Origin of the sequence: Mucilaginibacter sp. RCC_168, assembly GCF_041355315.1 — a bacterium.
GTDB lineage: Bacteria > Bacteroidota > Bacteroidia > Sphingobacteriales > Sphingobacteriaceae > Mucilaginibacter.
Genome location: NZ_JBFUPN010000010.1, coordinates 166451 through 186052, shown reverse-complemented (window position 1 = coordinate 186052; position 19602 = coordinate 166451). Strand labels below are relative to the sequence as shown.

Sequence of the window (19602 nt, the reverse complement as noted above, 5' to 3'; positions counted from 1 at the left end):
TACCAATCATGAAACATCATAACAAACATTATAAAACCTTTGCTTTTGCATTATTGCTGGCTATTTTAATGGGTTTTACTTTCTCCTGCAAGAAAGCGCTGGAGAACAAACTTACCAATGACACCTATGCAGATACCTACTGGAAATCTGCAGGCGATGTAAACGGAGCGCTATTAGGCGCTTATGGCCTGTTCAGAAAAAGCATGAATCAAAACAGTTGCTTCTTTATATGGGGCGATGCACCGGTTGGCTTATTCAATTCGGATGAAGGTACTAATTTAAACAGAGTATATCTGGAAGGCTTTTTTGGGGTACCATACAGGGAAGAGGGCGCTCATAACTGGACTAATTGGTACAGGGTTGTTGATTTGAGTAACCTGGTTATTGAACACCTAACTAAAATGCCCGATGATAAATTTACAAACGACCAAAAAAATACTTTTTTAGGTGAAGCTTATTTCCTGCGTGCCTTATCCTATTTCTACATGACGCGGGTATGGGGCGATTTGCCCTTGCAGCTTACCGCTACCACAACAGCCGGCCAGGCAAAATACATCGGAAGAACAGACGCTGCTATTATATTAAAACAAATTATTGCTGATGCACAAAAAGCATCCTCTTTGCTTAGCTGGGAAAGCCTGAATACTTATGAACGGAGAAGAGCGAGTAAAGGTGCAGCATTAGCCTTACTGGCACATGCTACCGCCTGGCAAAATGATTATGCCAATACGGTGCTCTATACAGATTCATTGATCAACAGGGCCGACCTTTTTCACTTACAACCAATGGGTTCTATACGCCAGGTATTTAAAAACACAACCGAGCCGGAAAACATTTTTGTTATCTCCTCTAAAAACTCGGAAAACGAAGCAAGTGAGTGGACAGATTTTTCATTTTCGGCAACCATTGCCTTTATCACGGTTAGTAATGGTTACATCGCCAATATGCCTATGAATGTACCACAATACTATCCTCCACAATCAAAAATAAATGAATTGTATGGAACCGATAATACCGATAGCCGGAAAGATGAATTTTTTAAAGCAAGTCCGTTTGGCGATGTAAATAAGCCTTCGTTAATTAAGTATGCTGATATAGCTTATCAAAATCCTTCAACCAAGTCTGATCCGCGTTCTGAAAGCAATTTAATTGTATTCAGGCTGGCAGATATGATCTTGCTAAAAGCCGAAGCTCTAAATGCCCTGGCCCGAGACGGGGAGGCACTTGTAGCCGTAAATACGATAAGGGCCAGAGCAGGTGCAGCGCCATTAGCAAGTTCAGGATTGATACTTAAAAAGAATATTCTGCAAGAAAGACAGCGAGAACTAATTGGCGAAGGTCATAATTATTTTGACATCGTCAGGAATAGTTCTCAGATCGATAAGGGCGGTCCAAATTATTTTACTCAGCTAACACCCTGGGCAATGTCTGTTGATCGCTTTAAACAAAAAGGATACCTGTGGCCAATTCACAACAGTATTTTAAATGCCAACCGGTTAATCAGCCAAAATCCATGGTGGATGGGGAAATATTAATTCAACACTCAAAACTTACATAACATGAAAAAAATTATATATATACCTGTTGCCGCATTTATGCTGTTGCTGGCAATCAGTTCCTGCAAAAAAGACCCTGTTATTGATGGAGGGCTTTCCATTGCAAAGGTAAATATGAGCACTTATGATTACCTGAAATCAAACAGCAGGCACCTGTTTGATACTACTTTACTGATCGTTGACAAAGCAGGGATGAAAGATATGATCAATGGGCCGGGGACTTTCTTTGTCCCTGACGATTATGCCATAGCCTCTTATTTGGCCGCAAAACAAAATGATGCAAGGAAAATTGATGAAAGGAAAAATTTCACAATAGACACCTTGTTTAAGTATTACTCAGCCCAAATGCTTAAAGATTCAATGGGTATTTATTTCTTTCCGCTCAAGCTTTCCAGGGATGAACTCAGCGCAAACGGGGTCCTGTACCAAACCAGTACCCCGAATATAAAGCTGATGGTTTCGTTGGAGGAGAATGCAGATGATTATCAGGTAGATGGCATTATATCCACAAAGCCCAAATATATCTATTTAACAAAGATCAGAGGCGAAAAAGACCTGGTAAATAGTAATGGCACTACATCGGATCCATCTGGGAACCCTCAAAAACTGGATATTAAAGTTTTGTGCCAAACAACCGGTATTATAACCAATAATGGTATAATACACGTATTGTCAAACCAGCATACCTGGACATTTAAACAATAATTTCCCTTATAATTTTTAAATATAATGAAGAAATATATAAAACTATTAAGCTTAGCATTGTTCGCCGTGATCAGTATACTAAGCTGTAAAAAAACAATTCCTGGTTTTTTAAGTGATAATGTACGTTATTCTGCTGATCCGCTTACCGTTAACCAGGGCGTATTCCTCATTTCAAACGGGATAATACCAGATAACTCTACCCCACCTTTTAAAATCACTTTACTAAACGTACGTAATATAACTACGGGTGCGAGAGAAGAAACCTTTTTTAAGGAGTACGATGTACCTGTCTGGAAAACAGCTTATAACCCGATAACTGACACAACCTTAGATTTGATCAACAAAAAAAGAGCATTTGAAAAGAAAGTTCCATTCTCTGTTCTGGAGAAAAGCGGACAGTTCCTGTTTACACAAGCAACAGAGAACGTGCCTCCGGGTCAATACCTGATTGATATAAAAATTGAAAACCCGCACGGCACCAAAACTTATATGGGGGTATGCAAGGTGATCCTCAATCCTGTTGTACAATATGAATATGTGAATACCCCATATTTTATTGCCTTGCCTGCAAATACTGAAACCGGTATACGGTTTCCTTATGACGATCAATGGATTGATGCAGACAAAGGGCAGTCAACAACTATTACACTTAATATTAAAAGAGTTGCCGCAAGCCCCAATCAAATAGTTTTAAAAGTTCTGGATAAAAATGGTGCGGTTTTCCCGGGAGCTGCATTGGAAAGAAGACCAAGCGGTAACAGTTTTTTAAAAACCCTATCAACATTTGCTTATAAAACAACGGTAACTGATACTGCGGTATTATATGATTACGCACAAACAAGATTTCCAGATATCTATTGGGATTCACAAAGCAACGGGTTGAACTGCTATTACCGCATATACGATAAATACATTGCATCAATCGATACTGCCGATAGTAAAAATTGGAATCCTCCGAGTCAAATTCCTTATGGTACCTGGAATAAACAACCAGTTAAACTAAATATCAGGTTTAATACTAAAATAAATCAGCCTGGTAAGTATATCTATGAACTACGGTTAAAGGCTACAAAAAAGTAAATTACAAAATGATAAGGGTGCCGTTAACCGGGCACCCTTGCATGAAGCCCAAACGATTCGATAAATTTCCGGTCACTTGTATAAAAGTGATTTATGATATTCCTTATAGCGTTTTTTGCTGGTTCGATATCCACTTGAATCTTGTTATTTTTAGTATTGGTAATACTCTATGTTTTGCTATATGATATAAAAGTTTAAAATAACTGTTGCCTAATCTTCATCAACTTGAATATTGTTTTTAGCCATTATTGAAATACCGTTTAATCGGAATTTTTTCTACCCATGTAATTCCTTAATCCACTATCTGGATTTATCATTTTAAACATACGTGGCGATCTTCAAAATGATAAAATCTTTGACCGAACTTTATTAATCTTTAGTGAAATCGTTTCCGGTTTTAATATCGATAATAGTTGGTGGGATCAATTCTTTATACCCCCTCATTACATCTTCTAAAACAAAGCTAAATAATTCTGTTGCTTCATGGGATAGTATTAATTCCTGTAATTAGTCATTATAATTATTATTTATAAGATTCACTTTTGCTCATCCTTCGGGGGAAACCGCTGCGAACTTGCGGCTTCTGTAAGATGACAAATGTTGTGTTTTTATGATAAAAAATTGGCTGCCTGAATCTACTTCAAAAGTAATTTTACGCTTGCAAAGCTGCTACAATTCTAAATCACGTTGCTGCTAAATTATAAACCAATAAAGCCGACTGGCAAGTTCTGTTAAGATTTCGATTTAAGTTATTAAAGGCTTGATCGATCCTGTATACTTTAATTTAATCGTATTCAGAAAAGTACAAACCGGCCCAGCTCTACAATCGATTGCAATTTCATTATGAGACCTATTATGAAAGAATAAATCAAGAGAACTTGTTTCGCCGGTCACAGATTCGTGGCCCGCAGTAAACTACATCGGTATCCATATTATGGATTTTATAACCAATAAATCCGAATCTGATACAAGCTACCGGTTAAGCAACCAATTAAGTAAACCGCTCTTTTATTAAATAAAGTCTTCTTCAAACCGTATGGTTTATTATTTCAGATGAATTAATTCATCTATCACCTAACCCATTAGAAATGCAAAGACCTGTTTGATATAAGTGCTGAACCTTACTAATTTCTCAACCAATGTTTTCAATTAATAAACCACAATATGAAAAAAAAATATTTACTAAGCACTTTCATGAGAATGACGGTTATAATAGTATTTATAAGTATTACTATTATAAATTCCACGTATGCGGCTAATAAACTGGCTCATTTGCGGCATACAGATTCTGACATAATCAAACCAGCCATAAGCAAGATTATAACAGGTAAAGTAACCGATGAAAACGGTTTAGGATTACCGGGTGTGACTGTTAAATTAAAAGGCACTACCACTGTGGTCGGAACCGACGTTAATGGCGCGTACCGAATTGAAGTGCCTAACGACCAGGCGGTACTCGTTTTCAGTTTTATAGGTTATGCGTCAAAGGAAGTTCCCGTTTCAGACAAATTGGTGGTTAATGTATCGCTAAGTAGTGATTCTAAATCATTAAACGAAGTTGTTGTTGTTGGTTATGGAACACAAAAGCGTGCCAACGTAACTGGAGCGGTTTCGTCTGTAAGTGGCAAAACAATATCAGCTTTACCTGTCGGCGGTGTCGATCAGGCTTTACAAGGTCGGGTGGCAGGTTTAACAGTAACCAATAATGGTTCGCCGGGCACCGCGCCAATTGTACAGATACGTGGTGTAAGTTCTGTAGGTTACGGATCAGATCCATTGTATATTATTGATGGTTTTCCCGGTTCTATCGGTAGTCTCGATCCAAGAGACATACAATCAGTTGATGTACTTAAGGATGCAAGCGCTGCCGCGATTTATGGTTCAAGAGCGACTAACGGCGTTATCATCATCACAACTAAGAAGGGCTCCAGTGGCAAAGTGGTTTTAAGCTTCGACTCATATGCCGGATTTCAGGAAGTTACCAAAAAGTATGACCTTCTCAATACAAGCCAATATGTACAATACGAAAGGGCTTTGAATGGAGCCGCCGGTATTGGCGTACCGCCACGATTACAACCGGCAAACTTTAATCAGCCCATTTATGCGGGTTCTTCGCAGACCTTCGCCCAAACCAATACAGACTGGCAGGATGCCTATTTCAAAAAAGGAATTGTACAGCAGCATGCTGTTTCATTAAGCGGCGGAAATGAGAATTCACGCATATTTACATCTGCCAGTTACTTTGATCAGGATGGTATTACCGTTGGAACTAATTTCAGCCGCAAAAGCTTCCGGATAAATTCTGATCATAATCTGAGCAAGTTTATTACAATCGGCGAAACATTCAATGCCTCGGTAACCCGGCAACGCTTTGGCATTCCTCCAGGCAATAGAACGCCCATTACCAATGTGATAAGGATGCAGCCATACTTACCTATTTACAATCCAAATAATGCCGGCGGTTTTTTTGGTCCTCAAAGCAGTTTTGACGGCGCCGACCCGGTAAATCCGATAGAACAGGCATTGATTAACGAAAACCGTAATTATGGTGTCGGAATTCGCGGTAACGCTTATTTAACGGTAAAGTTTACTCCATGGCTGAAATTCAATTCTACCTACGGTATTGATTACGGAACAAACAGGCAAGAGCAATATACCCCAATCTATAACGATGGCGGTACATCAAGCAGCCCGCTTGCATCGATAACCGAAAATACTGGGACCGGTACAACTACATTGTACACACAACAATTAACTTTCGACCACACCTTCGCCAGCAAACATCACGTTTCGGCTGTGGCAGTTTACGAAGTGCAAACCAATCGCAGCGACAGTCAAAACTCTTTTGGCAATCAAAACAACAACATTGTACGCACACTAAACAACGCTACAAATACAACTACCAATTACACTTATAGTACTAACGTTCTGCATTCATTAGTAGGCAGGGTGGGATATGACTTTGAGGGGAAATACCTAATTTCCGGTTCAATACGCCGCGATGGTTTGTCGGTTTGGGCCCCCGGCCACAAATATGAAAACTTCCCTGCAGTTTCGGTGGGATGGAAAGTTGACCAGGAAAGTTTTATGAAAAGCCTTAAATCAATAAGCGAATTAAAAATACGAGGCGGTTACGGCGTCACCGGGATAAACGGAACTGTATTGGGAAATTATCCTTACGTTTCCAATGTTTCTGCGGGTGGTACAACATATCCGTTTGGCAACCTGGCAACAGGTAATAACTCAGGTAACGGATCTTTTTATAGTGCGTTGAGTAACTATTTCCTTCATTGGGAGATAACAAAATCAACAAACATAGGTTTTGATCTGGGCTTATTCCAAAATGCATTTACGCTATCGGCCGAGATTTATAAAAGAAAAACCGATGCTCTGATCTTAACCGTACCGGCACCGCCAAGCCAAGGTGTTGGCGCTCCGTTGGTAAACGTTGGCTATATGCAAAATACTGGTATTGAATTGACCGCAGGTTACCACAAAACATCCGGCGACTTTAAGTATGATGTATCAGCCGTATTTGGATTAAACAGAAATAAGGTGACATCATTAACAGGAACTGCAAATGGTACAATAACCGCGGGCGGCGATGCTGATTTTGGTGGTGGCGGCCCGCTCACGAACACTTCGGTTGGACAGTCTATCCAGTATTTCTACGGCTATGTGGTAGAAGGTATATTCCAAAATGCATCTGATGTAAGCGGTCATGCAACTCAAACTGGTGCGGCACCAGGCGATCTGAAATTTAAAGATGTTAATCACGACGGTGTAATTGACGCTAACGACAGGGTTAACCTGGGCAGTTACCTCCCTAAATTTACCTATTCATTAAATTACTCCGCCAGTTACAAGAATTTTGACCTTGCCTTGTTTTTCCAGGGAGTATATGGCAATAAAATATTCAATGCCGAAAAAATCATCGCAGAAGGTATGTCGAGGCTATTTAACTCAGATGTTAATGTGCTAAAAGCCTGGACTCCCACCAATACCAATACCAATGTTCCGAGGGCTATTTCAGGAGACCCTAACTCGAATGTAAGGCCATCATCCCGCTGGGTGGAAAGCGGTTCATACCTTCGCTTGAAAAACCTCCAGTTAGGTTACAATTTGCCAGCGCCGTGGCTTAAAACGGCTACTAACAATTTAGTAAGCAAAGTGAGGATCTATTTATCATCAACAAACCTATTCACCATTACAAAGTACACCGGGCTTGATCCTGAGGTAGGTTCCAAAAACGGAACGCTTACAAACGGTATAGACTATGGTCAATACCCATCGCCAAGAGTGTTCCAGGTAGGTTTACAGGCAACATTTTAATAATCATAAAATTGGTATATTATGAAACGTAAAAAAATTTATTTTTTGTCAACCATTATCTTATTAACGATAACGGCCATTGTTTTGTCCTGTAAAAAAACGGCGTTAAATACATCTGACCCCAACAACCTTACTACGGCAAACTATTATAAAACAGCAGCGCAATTAAAATCGGGAGTTAACGCCATTTATGCGGTTATGCATCAAAACAACCTCGTATCCCGTGAGTGGTATTATCTGCATGATACAAGGAGCGACGAAGTAGCGCCTGGCGGTGGACAATTGGAAGCTCCAAGGCTCCAATTGCTCAACAATACCGACGATCCTACAAACTCTGTGATGAATTCTGTATGGAGTGGCTGGTATACGGTAATTTTCCGTGCAAACGTTGTAACAGACAATGCGCCAAATGTTACAGATGACGTAGCCGACGCGAAAAAATCAGTGGGTGAGGCAAAATTTCTTCGTGCCTGGGCTTATTTCGACCTGGTTAGCATGTGGGGCGGTGTTCCACTGGTAACATCAGTTCCCAAAAGTCCTACCGATTTTAAACCACGCGCCGATGTTGCCGCTGTTTATGCGCAGATAGTTCAGGATCTTAAAGATGCCGCAGCAGTACTGCCCGGAAAATCAGCTACCGACAAGGGACGGGCCACGGCATCTGCCGCCTATGCGATGCTGGGCAGGGTGTTAATGCAACAAGGTAATTATGCTGATGCCAAAGCTGCATTTCTTAAGATACCGACCAGCGGGGCCGATGGCTATTCGTTAACTGCCCGTTATCTTGATAATTTTGAGTTAGCCACCGAATTTAACAATGAATCAATTTTTGAAGTTGTATTTGTTGATAAAGGAACCAATGGTTACAACTGGGGTGGCGAAAGCGCAACTGAAGAGCAATCAACAGTTAGAAATCAGGAATACTGCCCTGTTGCATGGAGAAACCTTATTCCTTCAAACAAATACCTGAATGAATTTGAAAACACAGCTACCGGTGCAGTAAAAACAGACCCCCGTTTTTCATATAGCGTTTATCAGACCGGCGACCTTTATAATAATGGCCAAAGCACTTTAACTGATGCCGATCAAAACGGTAATTCATCAGTGTTGAACGGCGTCACCAAAAAGATTAGCTGGCGTAAATTTATGATCATTTACCAGGAGAGCGCAAGTACTGCAAGCTTCCACCCTGGTGGTAACAACCAACGTATTATACGTTATTCGGAAGTTTTACTTAATCTTGCCGAGTGTGCTAATGAAACGGGCGACATAGCCGGAGCTGTAGCATACCTTAATATGGTGCGTGCAAGGCCAGATGTTGCCATGCCTCCTTATCCAACAGCTCAATTTCCGGTTACTTCCAAAAACGATGTGGTTAAGGCTATCATGCACGAAAGAATGGTGGAATTAGGCGATGAAGAAGTGCGTAACATCGACATTTTAAGATGGCGCAAAAAAGGATATTTCACTACCGAGCCCATTGCTTCATTCCATGCTAACAGGGATGAGTTATTACCTATACCTCAAGCCGAGTTGGATAATAATCCCCTTGTTTCAGGGCACCAAAATCCAGGCTATTAATTTATTAAACCAATTTTTAAAGCAGGCGGCTTATGGGTCGCCTGCTTTTTCTTATATTAATTGTTAAATTATGAAAAGGCTTCTTATTGGTTTTACTGTGGCTCTGCTAATTTCTTCCTGTAAAAAACATACGCTATTTGAACAAATACCATCTTCTGTTTCCGGCATTATGTTTAATAACCTGATTACAGAAAACGATTCGATTAATCCTATCGATAACGCAACTGTATATAATGGCGGAGGCGTTGGCATAGGTGATTTCAATAATGATGGTTTACCGGATATTTATTTTGTAGGCAACATGGTACCTAATAAGCTATATCTTAACAAAGGCAATTTTAGGTTTGAGGATGTTACCGCCAAGGCAGGAGTAGATGGTAAAGCCCGTTGGGGCCGCGGTGTTGCAGTAATTGATATCAATAACGATGGCTTGCCCGACATATATGTTTGCAACTCTTTTGCAAATGAGCCGCAAAAGAGGCAAAATTTATTGTATATAAACCAAGGCATTAACACAAACGGCGTACCTGTATTTAAAGAAGAAGCGAAGGAATACGGCCTTGATAGTCAGTTATTTTCTACAATGGCCAGCTTTTTCGATTATGATAATGACGGCGACCTCGATATGTACCTGACTGTTAATGAGCCGAACCCTGCGGAGTTTCCCAATCAATTCAGGCCTATTAATATCACTGGCACCGGCAGAAGCACGGGACGATTATATCGGAACGACTGGGACCCGAAACTTAAACATCCGGTATTTAAAGATGTATCATTAGTCGCGGGGATTAAAATAGAGGGATATGGACATGCGGCAACTATTGTTGATATTAACCTCGATGGCTGGAAAGACATATATGTTACAAACGATTTTCTGTCGAATAATATATTGTATATCAACAATCATGACGGCACTTTTACTGACAAGTCAAAGGTGTATTTTAAGCATACCTCTTTCAATGCTATGGGTCAGGATATTGAAGACATCAACAACGATGGGCTGGTCGATATAGTTGAATTGGATATGAATCCTGCTGATAATTTCCGAAAAAAAATGATGTCGGGCCCAAGCAGCTACACCACTATTCAAAACTTTGATCACTATGGTTACCAATATCAATATGTTCGAAATACACTTCAGCTGAATCAAGGGCCTTCTGTTGGCGAAAATAACCAGCTGGGGCATCCTGCCTTTAGCGAAATAGGCTTTTTAAGTGGTATGGCACAAACAGACTGGAGCTGGACACCAATGGTAACGGATTTTGACAACGACGGTTACCGCGATATTATAGTTACGAACGGTTATCCCCGCGACGTTACAGATCATGATTTTATCGCTTATAGGTCCAATGCATTTTTAGTTGCGCCCAAAAAAGAGGTTCTTAAACAGATACCGTCAGTCAAAATTCACAATTACGCATTTCGCAACCATGGCGGTTTGCAATTTAAGGATGTGAGCATAGATTGGGGCTTGGGTATTCCCTCCTTTTCTAATGGTGCCGTATATGTCGATCTAAATAATGACGGCGCAATGGATCTCGTCATTAATAATATCAATGACGAAGCTCTAATTTATAAAAACACAACCGATGAGGATAAAAAATATGTGCATCATTATCTCAACATAAAGTTTGAAGGACCCAATCAGAACCGCGAGGGAATCGGAGCTTTTGTTGATATATATTACCAGCATGGCTTACATCAGGTTTACGAAAACAACCCTTACAGGGGCTATCTTACCAGCATTCAACCTATTGCACATTTCGGGTTAGGTGAATGCAAAATCATAGACTCGGTGGTTATTAAGTGGCCGAACGAATACAGGCAAACATTTTTAAATGTAGATGCAGATCAAACTTTGTCGGCAAACGTTAATAACGCTCATCAAACCTATACGTGGGCAAATCCTATACAAGCAAAAACTCCGCTATTTACAAATATCACAGGCAAAAGCGCGGTTAAATACATTCATCGCGACACGGATTATACAGACTTTAACATTCAAAAGCTTTTGCCGCATAAGCTTTCAGAATACAATCCTGCGCTATCCGTCGGCGATATTAACGGCGATGGCTTAGATGACATCGTTGTCGGTGGAAATTTAACCGAGCCAGCACAGATCTTTTTTCAACAAAAGAACGGCACATTCATACAGCGGGGCCTTTTAGAAGAAAAGAAATACGATCACCCCTATCTTGATGGAGGGATTCTCATTTTTGATTCAAACGGTGATAAATTTCCTGATGTATTAATCACTGGCAGTGGTTATAAAACTCCGGCAAATGATCCGGCATATCAGGACCGCTTATATATTAATGATGGCAAAGGCCATTTTACGCTCGCAAAGGATGCCTTACCCATATGTTTTAAAAGTAAGCTATGTGTAAGGGCTTTTGATTATAACAACGACGGCAAATTAGATCTTTTTATTTCGGGGCGAGTGGAGCCATGGAGATACCCGGAACCGGTAAATAGCTATATTTTAAGAAACGACACAAAAAGCGGGAAAGTGAGATTCACAGATGTGACCAATGAAGTTGCTCCCGATCTGAAAAAGATCGGCCTGATATGCGATGCCATTTTCAGTGATTTCGACAATGATGGCAAAACAGATTTGATATTGGCAGGAGAATGGATGCCGCTAACTTTCTTGAAAAACTTAGGCGGAAAATATGTAAACGTTACAGCAAAAAGTGGCGTTGGCGATAAAACAGGATGGTGGACCTCGATAATTGCAGGTGATTTCAGGCATACAGGTAAAATGGATTACATAGTTGGAAATGTAGGCTTGAATACCCTTTATCAGGTCAGCGCCGAATTTCCGGCCTTTATTACAGCGGGTGATTTCGATAAAAGGAACCGGTTTGACGCTTTTCCATCATTATTCCTTTCGGGCAAGGATGACGTTAAACGGGAATACCCTGCGAATGTAAGGGACGATGCTGTTAAGCAGATGATTACCTTACGTGCAAAATTCACCAATTATCATTCATATGCTGAGGCAACCATGCAAGATGTGTTAAGCGCCGACCAAATGGAAAATGCGTTGCGGCTTAAGGCTACGGAGTTAAGGTCATGCTATTTTAAAAACGATGGCAACGGTAAATTCACAGCAGTTCCTCTACCTCTTGAGGCACAGGTTTCAGCATTAAATGGCATGGTGGCCGATGATTTTGATGCGGACGGCAATCTCGATTTATTGATTAATGGGAATGATTTTAGTACAGATGTTTCCATCGGCAGATATGACGCCTTAAATGGTTTATTGCTAAAAGGTAACGGCAAAGGTGAGTTTGCCCCTTTATCAATTGCACACAGCGGGATCTATTTACCTGGCGATGGAAAGGCACTTGTAAAATTAAGAGGGGCAAACCACAGTTATCTCATGGCGGCAAGCGAGCACTTAGGGCCTCTCAAAATCCTTCAATTAAATGCTAAAGTATCTATGTTTAAAGTAGATGATACAGATCAGAGCGCTGTCATTACATACAAAAACGGCAGTCATACCAAACAAGAATTGTATTATGGCAGTTCGTTTCTTTCCCAATCATCCAGATTTATCCTCATCAATGATAAGATAGCACAGGTATCAATAAAAAATAATTCAGGAGTAACCAGGCTTGTCAAATTTTAATTAAATCTTGTTGTTGTTAGATAGTGCTCGATTGGCTGTTTTTAACAAAGGATTTTATCGGTGCAAATCTAAATCATCGGCCATGATATCCGGTATGGGAATTTAGATTTGCATTTTTCTATATACATACTTAACATCCTCGCTTTTTACATATCAGCCATCTTCATCGACATTGCTGGCTCACTTGTATTAAATTTAAGCGTCTTCAAATTAAATGGTGTTACCTTGCCATCTTCTGTTATTTCCAGGAACTGGTTAGCCGTTATTTTTTGAAGATGCTGCACAGTGCCACTGCCTGCCCACCGGATTTCGATTTCATCTATGATCTTGGCCTGCCCTATCCCTATTTCCTGCCGGAGTGGAGATGAACCAAAGCTTCCACCGGAATTTACATCCTTAAACACACTTCTTTGTAAACCATTCTCTGTAAAAGTGACCTTGATTCGTGATCCGATAGCACACCTATTTGACTTTTTACCAATCAGCTTCAATCCTATCCAATTATTATTATTTTGACCAGGATTAAGGTATAATGCACTTTTGTAGGCATCACCTATATAAGCCCCGCCCATTTCAATGAAAATATCCTGCAGCCCGTTATTCCTAAAATCGGCAAATGATACGCCATGGCCTTTTTGCAAATTGCCGGTACGAGAGGAACTGGTTACATCAGCAAACTTTTTGCCACCTATATTCCGGAAAAGCTTATTCGGTATAAGCGACCCAAAATCCGGATTGCCGGTACCAAAATAAATATCGGGATAGCCATCATTATCAATATCACCAAAATTACCTCCCATGCTAAACACTACCTTGTTCAGCCCTACCTCATGGGTTACATTTGTAAACGTACCATCGCGGTTGTTTTTAAAAAGAAAAATATTGCCATTGTCTGCCACAGGTGTACCCAAAGCCTCCAACGCGGCATAATAACCCAGGGTTGTGGTAAAATTGTAACTGCTAACCAAAATATCAGGCCATCCATCGTTGTTGTAATCATAAAACCAGGTAGTAAATGTATTTTGGGTAATATTAATGCCCGCTTTTTCGGTAACATCTTCAAAATCTACATTCTTCCCTGCCTTACATTTATTTTTTAATAAATATTTTCTTCCACTCATGGTAGAAACAAAAATGTCTGGCCAGCCATCGTTATTGTAATCAGCAGATGTTACACCCTTTACAAAATCGTTTATCCGGCAGTGCGCTTTTTGAGCCATTTCTTTAAAAGTACCATCATGGTTATTTATATAAAGTGCCGATGGATGATTATTCTTAGGATCGGTCTCGCCATGGCTTTCCATCCCGATAAAAACATCAAGCCAGCCATCATTATTAAAATCGTTCCATACGGCGGTTTGCGTAGGATGCATAAAATTAATACCGGCCGCGATGGTGACGTCGGTAAACCCACCATGGCCGTTGTTTTTAAGTAATGAGCTTGGCTGATTACCAAAACCGTCCTTAAGCCAGCCTCCCCGCATTATAAAAATATCAGGATGGCCATCGTTGTTATAATCGGTTTGTTCAATATTAAGGCCGCCGACCACATCTTGTAAGCCACTTTGAGTAGTTCGATCGCTAAATGTACCGTCTCCATTGTTATGAAAATAATGCATATGATCCTGAAGATCCATCCCTGTGGTGATAATATCTATATAACCATCGCCGTCAAAATCATCGGCTATAGAACCGCCCGCCCTGCTATTCAGGTTAATACCAACATTGGCTGCTACATCTGTAAATGGCTTCACTTTATAAAGCCCATCGCCGGCATTTAAATTGGGGATCAAATATTGGGCAGGAACTTGCGCTGGATAACGCCCTAATGTCATATAAGCTATGTTTAACAGCCATCGGGACTGGGCATCGTGAACATTACTTTTCAAGATATTTTCCAGTGTTTCAATTGCTTGCTGCGATCCTGTTTGAGCTTGATGTATACCTGCTCCCTTAATAGGAAATATGCATGATGATCCGTTATGGCCAAGCATGCAATTGGCACGCTCGCCCAAACGCATATAGGCCACAGCCTGATCAGGCATTATATTTACAGGGTTCATATAACGGGGCAACTTTGAAATTTTTGAATATATATCAATAGCCTCTTGTTCATGACCTTCCTGTAATTCAAACAAGGCTTTTTTTGACAACAATTGAACATCATAGTTTGGCGAATCAATCTTTAACAGTGAATCACAGGCGGCAAGCCGGGCATCAGAACTAAAAACATTTTGAGGGTTATAATTTCGCTTTTTAAGTTGTTGCAGCAAGTCTGCCATTTTTGTAGGGGAATGTGGCTTACATGATATTATTAAGCCACAAATACCTGTAGCAAAAAACATGATCATTTTTGCAAATCGCGATATCATGATAATTGATTATAAAATTGGAAACGAATCTTTTTCAGCCTCTTAATATCGAAAATCATAAATGCAACGCAATAATAAATTTGGGCTATAGTAAAATACCAAAAATTTAAACCAGCCGTACACCTTATAATAATACTAACAAGGCAATTAACAAATATAAAAAGGTACGGCAGCTCAAAACACAACATTTGTGTATATTCATATAACATCTGAATAAACCCATCGATTTTAACTACCTGATAACCTGATATGATAACCCATCATTATTATAACTAAACTCCTGCAGTACCCTCAAAATTTGTGTTATAGGATTAAGACTTTGTCAGTTTCATCCAATAATAATTTTATCGCTGCATAAAAAAGTCAGGTAAACCGTATTAGCCGGTATGTTGAACATATGATGTATATATACATACAAATGTGCGTGCGTAGGATGTTTAACCGGATTATATTCGCCCTACAGCAAAAAAAATTAACTGCAGCTGGGGCAGTATACACCCCATAAATTGTTCTGAAATTCAGGGTAAGAAACGACCTGCGGATATTAGGATATAATTAAAGATTAAATAATTAAATAAATCGAAAATATGAAGAAGACGTTTTTAAAGATGATTATGCTGACCGCTGTGTCAACCCTCCTATTCAATCCCTTAATTGCGCAGAAAATCAATAAAGTCAAATATCTTAATCCCCCGCTTATTAAAAATATTTATACAGCAGACCCCTCTGCTCATGTGTTCAATGGGAAGATTTACATTTATCCTTCTCATGACATCGATGCAGGTGTACCCGAAAACGATAACGGCGACCATTTTGCAATGCGCGATTACCATATATTTTCACTTGACCGAATAGGCGGAAAAGTTACAGACCACGGTGTCGCCCTGGATATGAAAAACATTCCATGGGTTGGCAAACAGTTATGGGCCCCCGATGCTGCCTATAAGAATGGGAAATATTATCTGTATTTTCCCGCAAAAAACAAGGATGGTATTTTTCAAATAGGATGCGCAACATCCAATAACCCTGCAGGGCCCTTCAAAGCCAATCTACATCCTATTACCGGAACCTATAGTATTGATCCTGCTGTATTTGTTGATGATGACGGTAAAGCATACATGTATTTTGGAGGTATCTGGGGTGGCCAGCTCCAACGGTGGCAAACCGGAAAATATGAACCTAATGGTTCAAAAACAGATCTTCATAATGACAAGGCACCAGCGATAAGCTGCAGGGTAGCTAAATTGAATAAAAATATGACGGAATTTGACGGTAAAGTGCAAAATGCGTTGATTATTGACAGCGCCGGACACCAGTTATTAGGTGGTGACCACGATCGCCGCTTTTTTGAAGGCTCATGGATGCATAAATATATGGGCAAATATTATCTTACCTATTCTACCGGGGACACGCATTTTCTTGCCTACGCAATTGGCTCCAGCCCCATTGGGCCTTTTGTATACGCCGGGCACTTTATGCAACCTGTGCAAGGGTGGACAACACATCACTCCATTGTTAAATTCAATAATAAATGGTACATATTTTACCACGACACTGAGCTTTCAGGCAAAACAAACCTGAGAAATGTTAAGGTTACCGAGCTGCATCACCTTAGTAATGGTAAGATTGAAATGATTAATACTTACGTGATAGCCGGAGGAAAAAAATAACACCTTAGCAGCCGCATCAATCAACTTTGCGGCTGCTATTTTATATCATTTAAAGTTTGACCCGCGTATCATCGCTAACTTGGATAACAGGTCAATTCACACGTCGTCTGGTTATGGTTACCTTAATTGGATTACCTTTCTATTACGACTGCCGCAATCTCATTTCGCTTTCCTGATTTCAATTGTTAATAATAACCGTTTCACCGGGACGTGTCTGAATATCATATACCCAGGATTTCGTCAGTTTAGCTGTAATATTTTTATCGTCACTTTTTACAATCGGCTGTTTTAAATCCATTACCTGGTAAAAATGGTTTTTATTTATACCACTTGCTGCTGTTAGCAATTTGCTGCCAATCTGTTGATTAACACGCAGACGGCAGTTTCCGCCAAGCGAAGAATGAATAGTCAATTTGATAATTTTGTGGTTGGCCCATTTCATATCAATTTTAAAACCACCCCTTGCCATTAATCCTGATATACTGCCATCCTTCCATTCATCAGGCAATGCCGGCAATAGGTAAATTGCACCATCATGACTTTGCAAAAGCATTTCTGCTATACCGGAAGTACAGCCGAAATTTCCATCAATCTGAAACGGAGGATGAGCATCGAATAAATTAGGATAAGTACCGCCAGAATTCGCACTTATAGGCTTTATTTGATCTTTAATAAGCTTGTAGGCGTGATTGCCATCCAATAAACGTGCCCATAGATTGATCTTCCAAGCCATGGACCACCCGGTTGATACATCACCACGATAAATAAGCGAGTTTTTTACAGCGGCAAAAAGTTGCGGCTGCGTAAAAGGAGATATCTGGTTTCCTGGAAACAAGCCATATAGATGAGAAACATGGCGATGATGATCATCCGTACGGTCAAGATCTTCCAACCACTCCTGTAACTGCCCATATCTTCCAATTTGCATTGGAGGCAATTGACTGCGATACATGGCGAGGCTATCTGCAAATACCTTGTCAATATTTAATTCGGCTGCAGCTCTTATGGCATCAGTAAATAATCCATAAACTAACTGGTTATCCATAGTGGCACCGGCAGTGACAGAAACCTGGTTTTTTCCATCGATATATTCGTGCTCGGGCGAAATTGAGGGTGACACTACCAGCCAGCCATGTTCAGGTTCTTTTTGAAGGGCATCAATGTAATACTCGGCAGCAGCTTTAATTATCGGATAATATTGTCTTAAAAATTTCTTATCGCCCGAGTATAAATAATGTTCCCACAGATGTTGGCAAAGCCATGCATTTGAGGTTGGCCACAACCCCCAGAAAGCACCGTCTACAACACCGGTTATGCGCCAAATGTCTGTATTATGATGTAATGCCCATCCACGTGCTCCGTACATTATTTTTGCGGTTGGCGTGCCGGTAACCGACAAATCGCTGATCATATTAAAAAGCGGGGTACTTAATTCTGCTAACTGGGTTACCTCACTTGGCCAGTAATTCATTTCGGTATTTATGTTAATCGTATACTTACTGTCCCAAGGCCCCTTAAGTTCGCCGTTCCAGATACCTTGTAAATTGGCTGGCTGCGATCCCGGTTGAGATGAACAAATTAACAGATAGCGACCGTATTGAAAATATAGCTCGGCTAATTGTTTATCATTATTATTAGAAAAATTTTGGATGCGGATGTCTGTGGGCTGTTTTGCAGCGCTATCTATACCAAGATCAAGTTTAACTCTATCAAAATACGAGCGATAATATCTGGTACTTTTACTTAACAATTCATCGAAATCGTGCTGATAGGCCTTGTTTAAAATATTTTTTGCCCTAAGCATGGAATTTGCTGAAACATCATGATAGTTGATAAAATTGGTGGCTATAGAAAGATAGATCACCGCTGTATCTGCATTTGCAATAGTAATGCTCGAAGTATCTGCAACGTTTGTGCCTCCGGAATTTTTAACCCTGGTGAGCACATTGAACTTGATTTGCCCCTTTTGTCCTTCGTGCTCACTGCCCTGGCCAGATAAAACCAGTATTTTTTCATCGTTTATGGCGACTGAAGTTTTAAGAGGGCTTTGAAGTTTTAACTTACAGCTAATCATGCCTGGCTTATCGGCCGTAAGCCTTACCATAAACACGTTTGCGCCGAACGACGTAAAAAACTCTCTTTTATAGTTAACTCCGTTTAAAGTATACTTTACTGTAGCTTTGGCATTCGCGATATCCAGATCGCGATAATAATTGCCAACTGTACCCGTTTCAGGAAAGCTGAGATATAAATTACCTGCCAGTTGGTATGGCATGCCACTATTACCCTTTGGCCCAAGTTTACTGTTAGCTAATTCCTGCGCTTCGGCATACTTTTTCTCTGCAAGCAGCCGCCTCACCTGATTAATGTATGGCCTTGCATTTGAGTCGATCGTATTATTGGGTCCTCCTCCCCATATGGTTGATTCATTGAGTTGAATACGTTCATTTTTTGCATCGCCAAACACCATCCCTCCAATAAAACCATTTCCAAGAGGAAGGGCCTCATTCCAGTTTTTAGCTGGTTGATTATACCATAGTTTATATCGCCCTGAGCCATCAGATACGCTGTTTTTTTTATCGGTATAATTTTTTTGTTGAGCTTGCACTGATGAAAAGATCAATAATGCCACAGTGCATAGGCATGCTATTTTATTAACTAATCCTATCATA

Annotated in this window: 9 protein-coding genes; 7 read left to right on the top strand and 2 right to left on the bottom strand. The window is 40.2% G+C overall.

Annotation, left to right across the window (positions count from 1 at the left end; genetic code table 11):
• The first annotated feature begins 8 nt into the window (after positions 1-8).
• From AB6735_RS11650 to AB6735_RS11625, 6 genes are all read left to right on the top strand, one after another.
• A complete protein-coding gene (locus AB6735_RS11650) occupies positions 9-1535 on the top strand; it encodes a RagB/SusD family nutrient uptake outer membrane protein (protein WP_370996099.1) in 1527 nt (508 codons plus the stop codon).
• Positions 1536-1559: 24 nt separating this feature from the next.
• Positions 1560-2261 (top strand): hypothetical protein, encoded by a 702-nt coding sequence (locus tag AB6735_RS11645; RefSeq protein ID WP_370996098.1) that lies wholly within the window; start codon positions 1560-1562, stop codon positions 2259-2261.
• A 24-nt stretch (positions 2262-2285) separates the two neighbouring features.
• The gene (locus AB6735_RS11640; protein ID WP_370996097.1) at positions 2286-3341 is read left to right on the top strand and encodes a DUF5007 domain-containing protein; all 1056 of its coding nucleotides are present in this window, start codon (positions 2286-2288) and stop codon (positions 3339-3341) included.
• 1164 nt (positions 3342-4505) lie between these two features.
• Entirely contained in the window at positions 4506-7673 is a 3168-nt protein-coding gene (locus AB6735_RS11635; RefSeq protein WP_370996096.1) for a SusC/RagA family TonB-linked outer membrane protein, read from the top strand.
• Between the two features lie 21 nt (positions 7674-7694).
• Entirely contained in the window at positions 7695-9254 is a 1560-nt protein-coding gene (locus AB6735_RS11630) for a RagB/SusD family nutrient uptake outer membrane protein (protein WP_370996095.1), read from the top strand.
• A gap of 70 nt (positions 9255-9324) precedes the next feature.
• Positions 9325-12888 carry a VCBS repeat-containing protein gene (locus AB6735_RS11625; protein ID WP_370996094.1) on the top strand — a complete coding sequence of 1188 codons (3564 nt, stop codon included), beginning with the start codon at positions 9325-9327 and terminating at the stop codon, positions 12886-12888.
• 146 nt (positions 12889-13034) lie between these two features.
• Here the strand turns inward: AB6735_RS11625 and AB6735_RS11620 are convergent, their stop codons facing one another.
• Positions 13035-15170, bottom strand: a complete 2136-nt coding sequence (locus tag AB6735_RS11620; protein WP_370996093.1) for an FG-GAP-like repeat-containing protein — start codon at positions 15168-15170, stop codon at positions 13035-13037.
• A 677-nt stretch (positions 15171-15847) separates the two neighbouring features.
• Between AB6735_RS11620 and AB6735_RS11615 the strand changes: the two genes are divergently transcribed.
• Positions 15848-16930: a glycoside hydrolase family 43 protein gene (locus tag AB6735_RS11615; protein ID WP_370996092.1), complete on the top strand. Its 1083-nt coding sequence runs from the start codon at positions 15848-15850 to the stop codon at positions 16928-16930.
• A gap of 178 nt (positions 16931-17108) precedes the next feature.
• Here AB6735_RS11615 and AB6735_RS11610 read toward each other — a convergent pair whose 3' ends face one another.
• Complete coding sequence (locus tag AB6735_RS11610; RefSeq protein ID WP_370996091.1) at positions 17109-19601, bottom strand: glycoside hydrolase N-terminal domain-containing protein; 2493 nt, start codon at positions 19599-19601, stop codon at positions 17109-17111.
• Position 19602: the final 1 nt, after the last annotated feature.

Coding starts and splice junctions, on each gene's coding strand:
- AB6735_RS11650 (WP_370996099.1), top strand. CDS start 9: ATGAAACATCATAACAAACATTATAAAACCTTTGCTTTTGCATTATTG.
- AB6735_RS11645 (WP_370996098.1), top strand. CDS start 1,560: ATGAAAAAAATTATATATATACCTGTTGCCGCATTTATGCTGTTGCTG.
- AB6735_RS11640 (WP_370996097.1), top strand. CDS start 2,286: ATGAAGAAATATATAAAACTATTAAGCTTAGCATTGTTCGCCGTGATC.
- AB6735_RS11635 (WP_370996096.1), top strand. CDS start 4,506: ATGAAAAAAAAATATTTACTAAGCACTTTCATGAGAATGACGGTTATA.
- AB6735_RS11630 (WP_370996095.1), top strand. CDS start 7,695: ATGAAACGTAAAAAAATTTATTTTTTGTCAACCATTATCTTATTAACG.
- AB6735_RS11625 (WP_370996094.1), top strand. CDS start 9,325: ATGAAAAGGCTTCTTATTGGTTTTACTGTGGCTCTGCTAATTTCTTCC.
- AB6735_RS11620 (WP_370996093.1), bottom strand. CDS start 15,170: ATGGCAGACTTGCTGCAACAACTTAAAAAGCGAAATTATAACCCTCAA.
- AB6735_RS11615 (WP_370996092.1), top strand. CDS start 15,848: ATGAAGAAGACGTTTTTAAAGATGATTATGCTGACCGCTGTGTCAACC.
- AB6735_RS11610 (WP_370996091.1), bottom strand. CDS start 19,601: ATGATAGGATTAGTTAATAAAATAGCATGCCTATGCACTGTGGCATTA.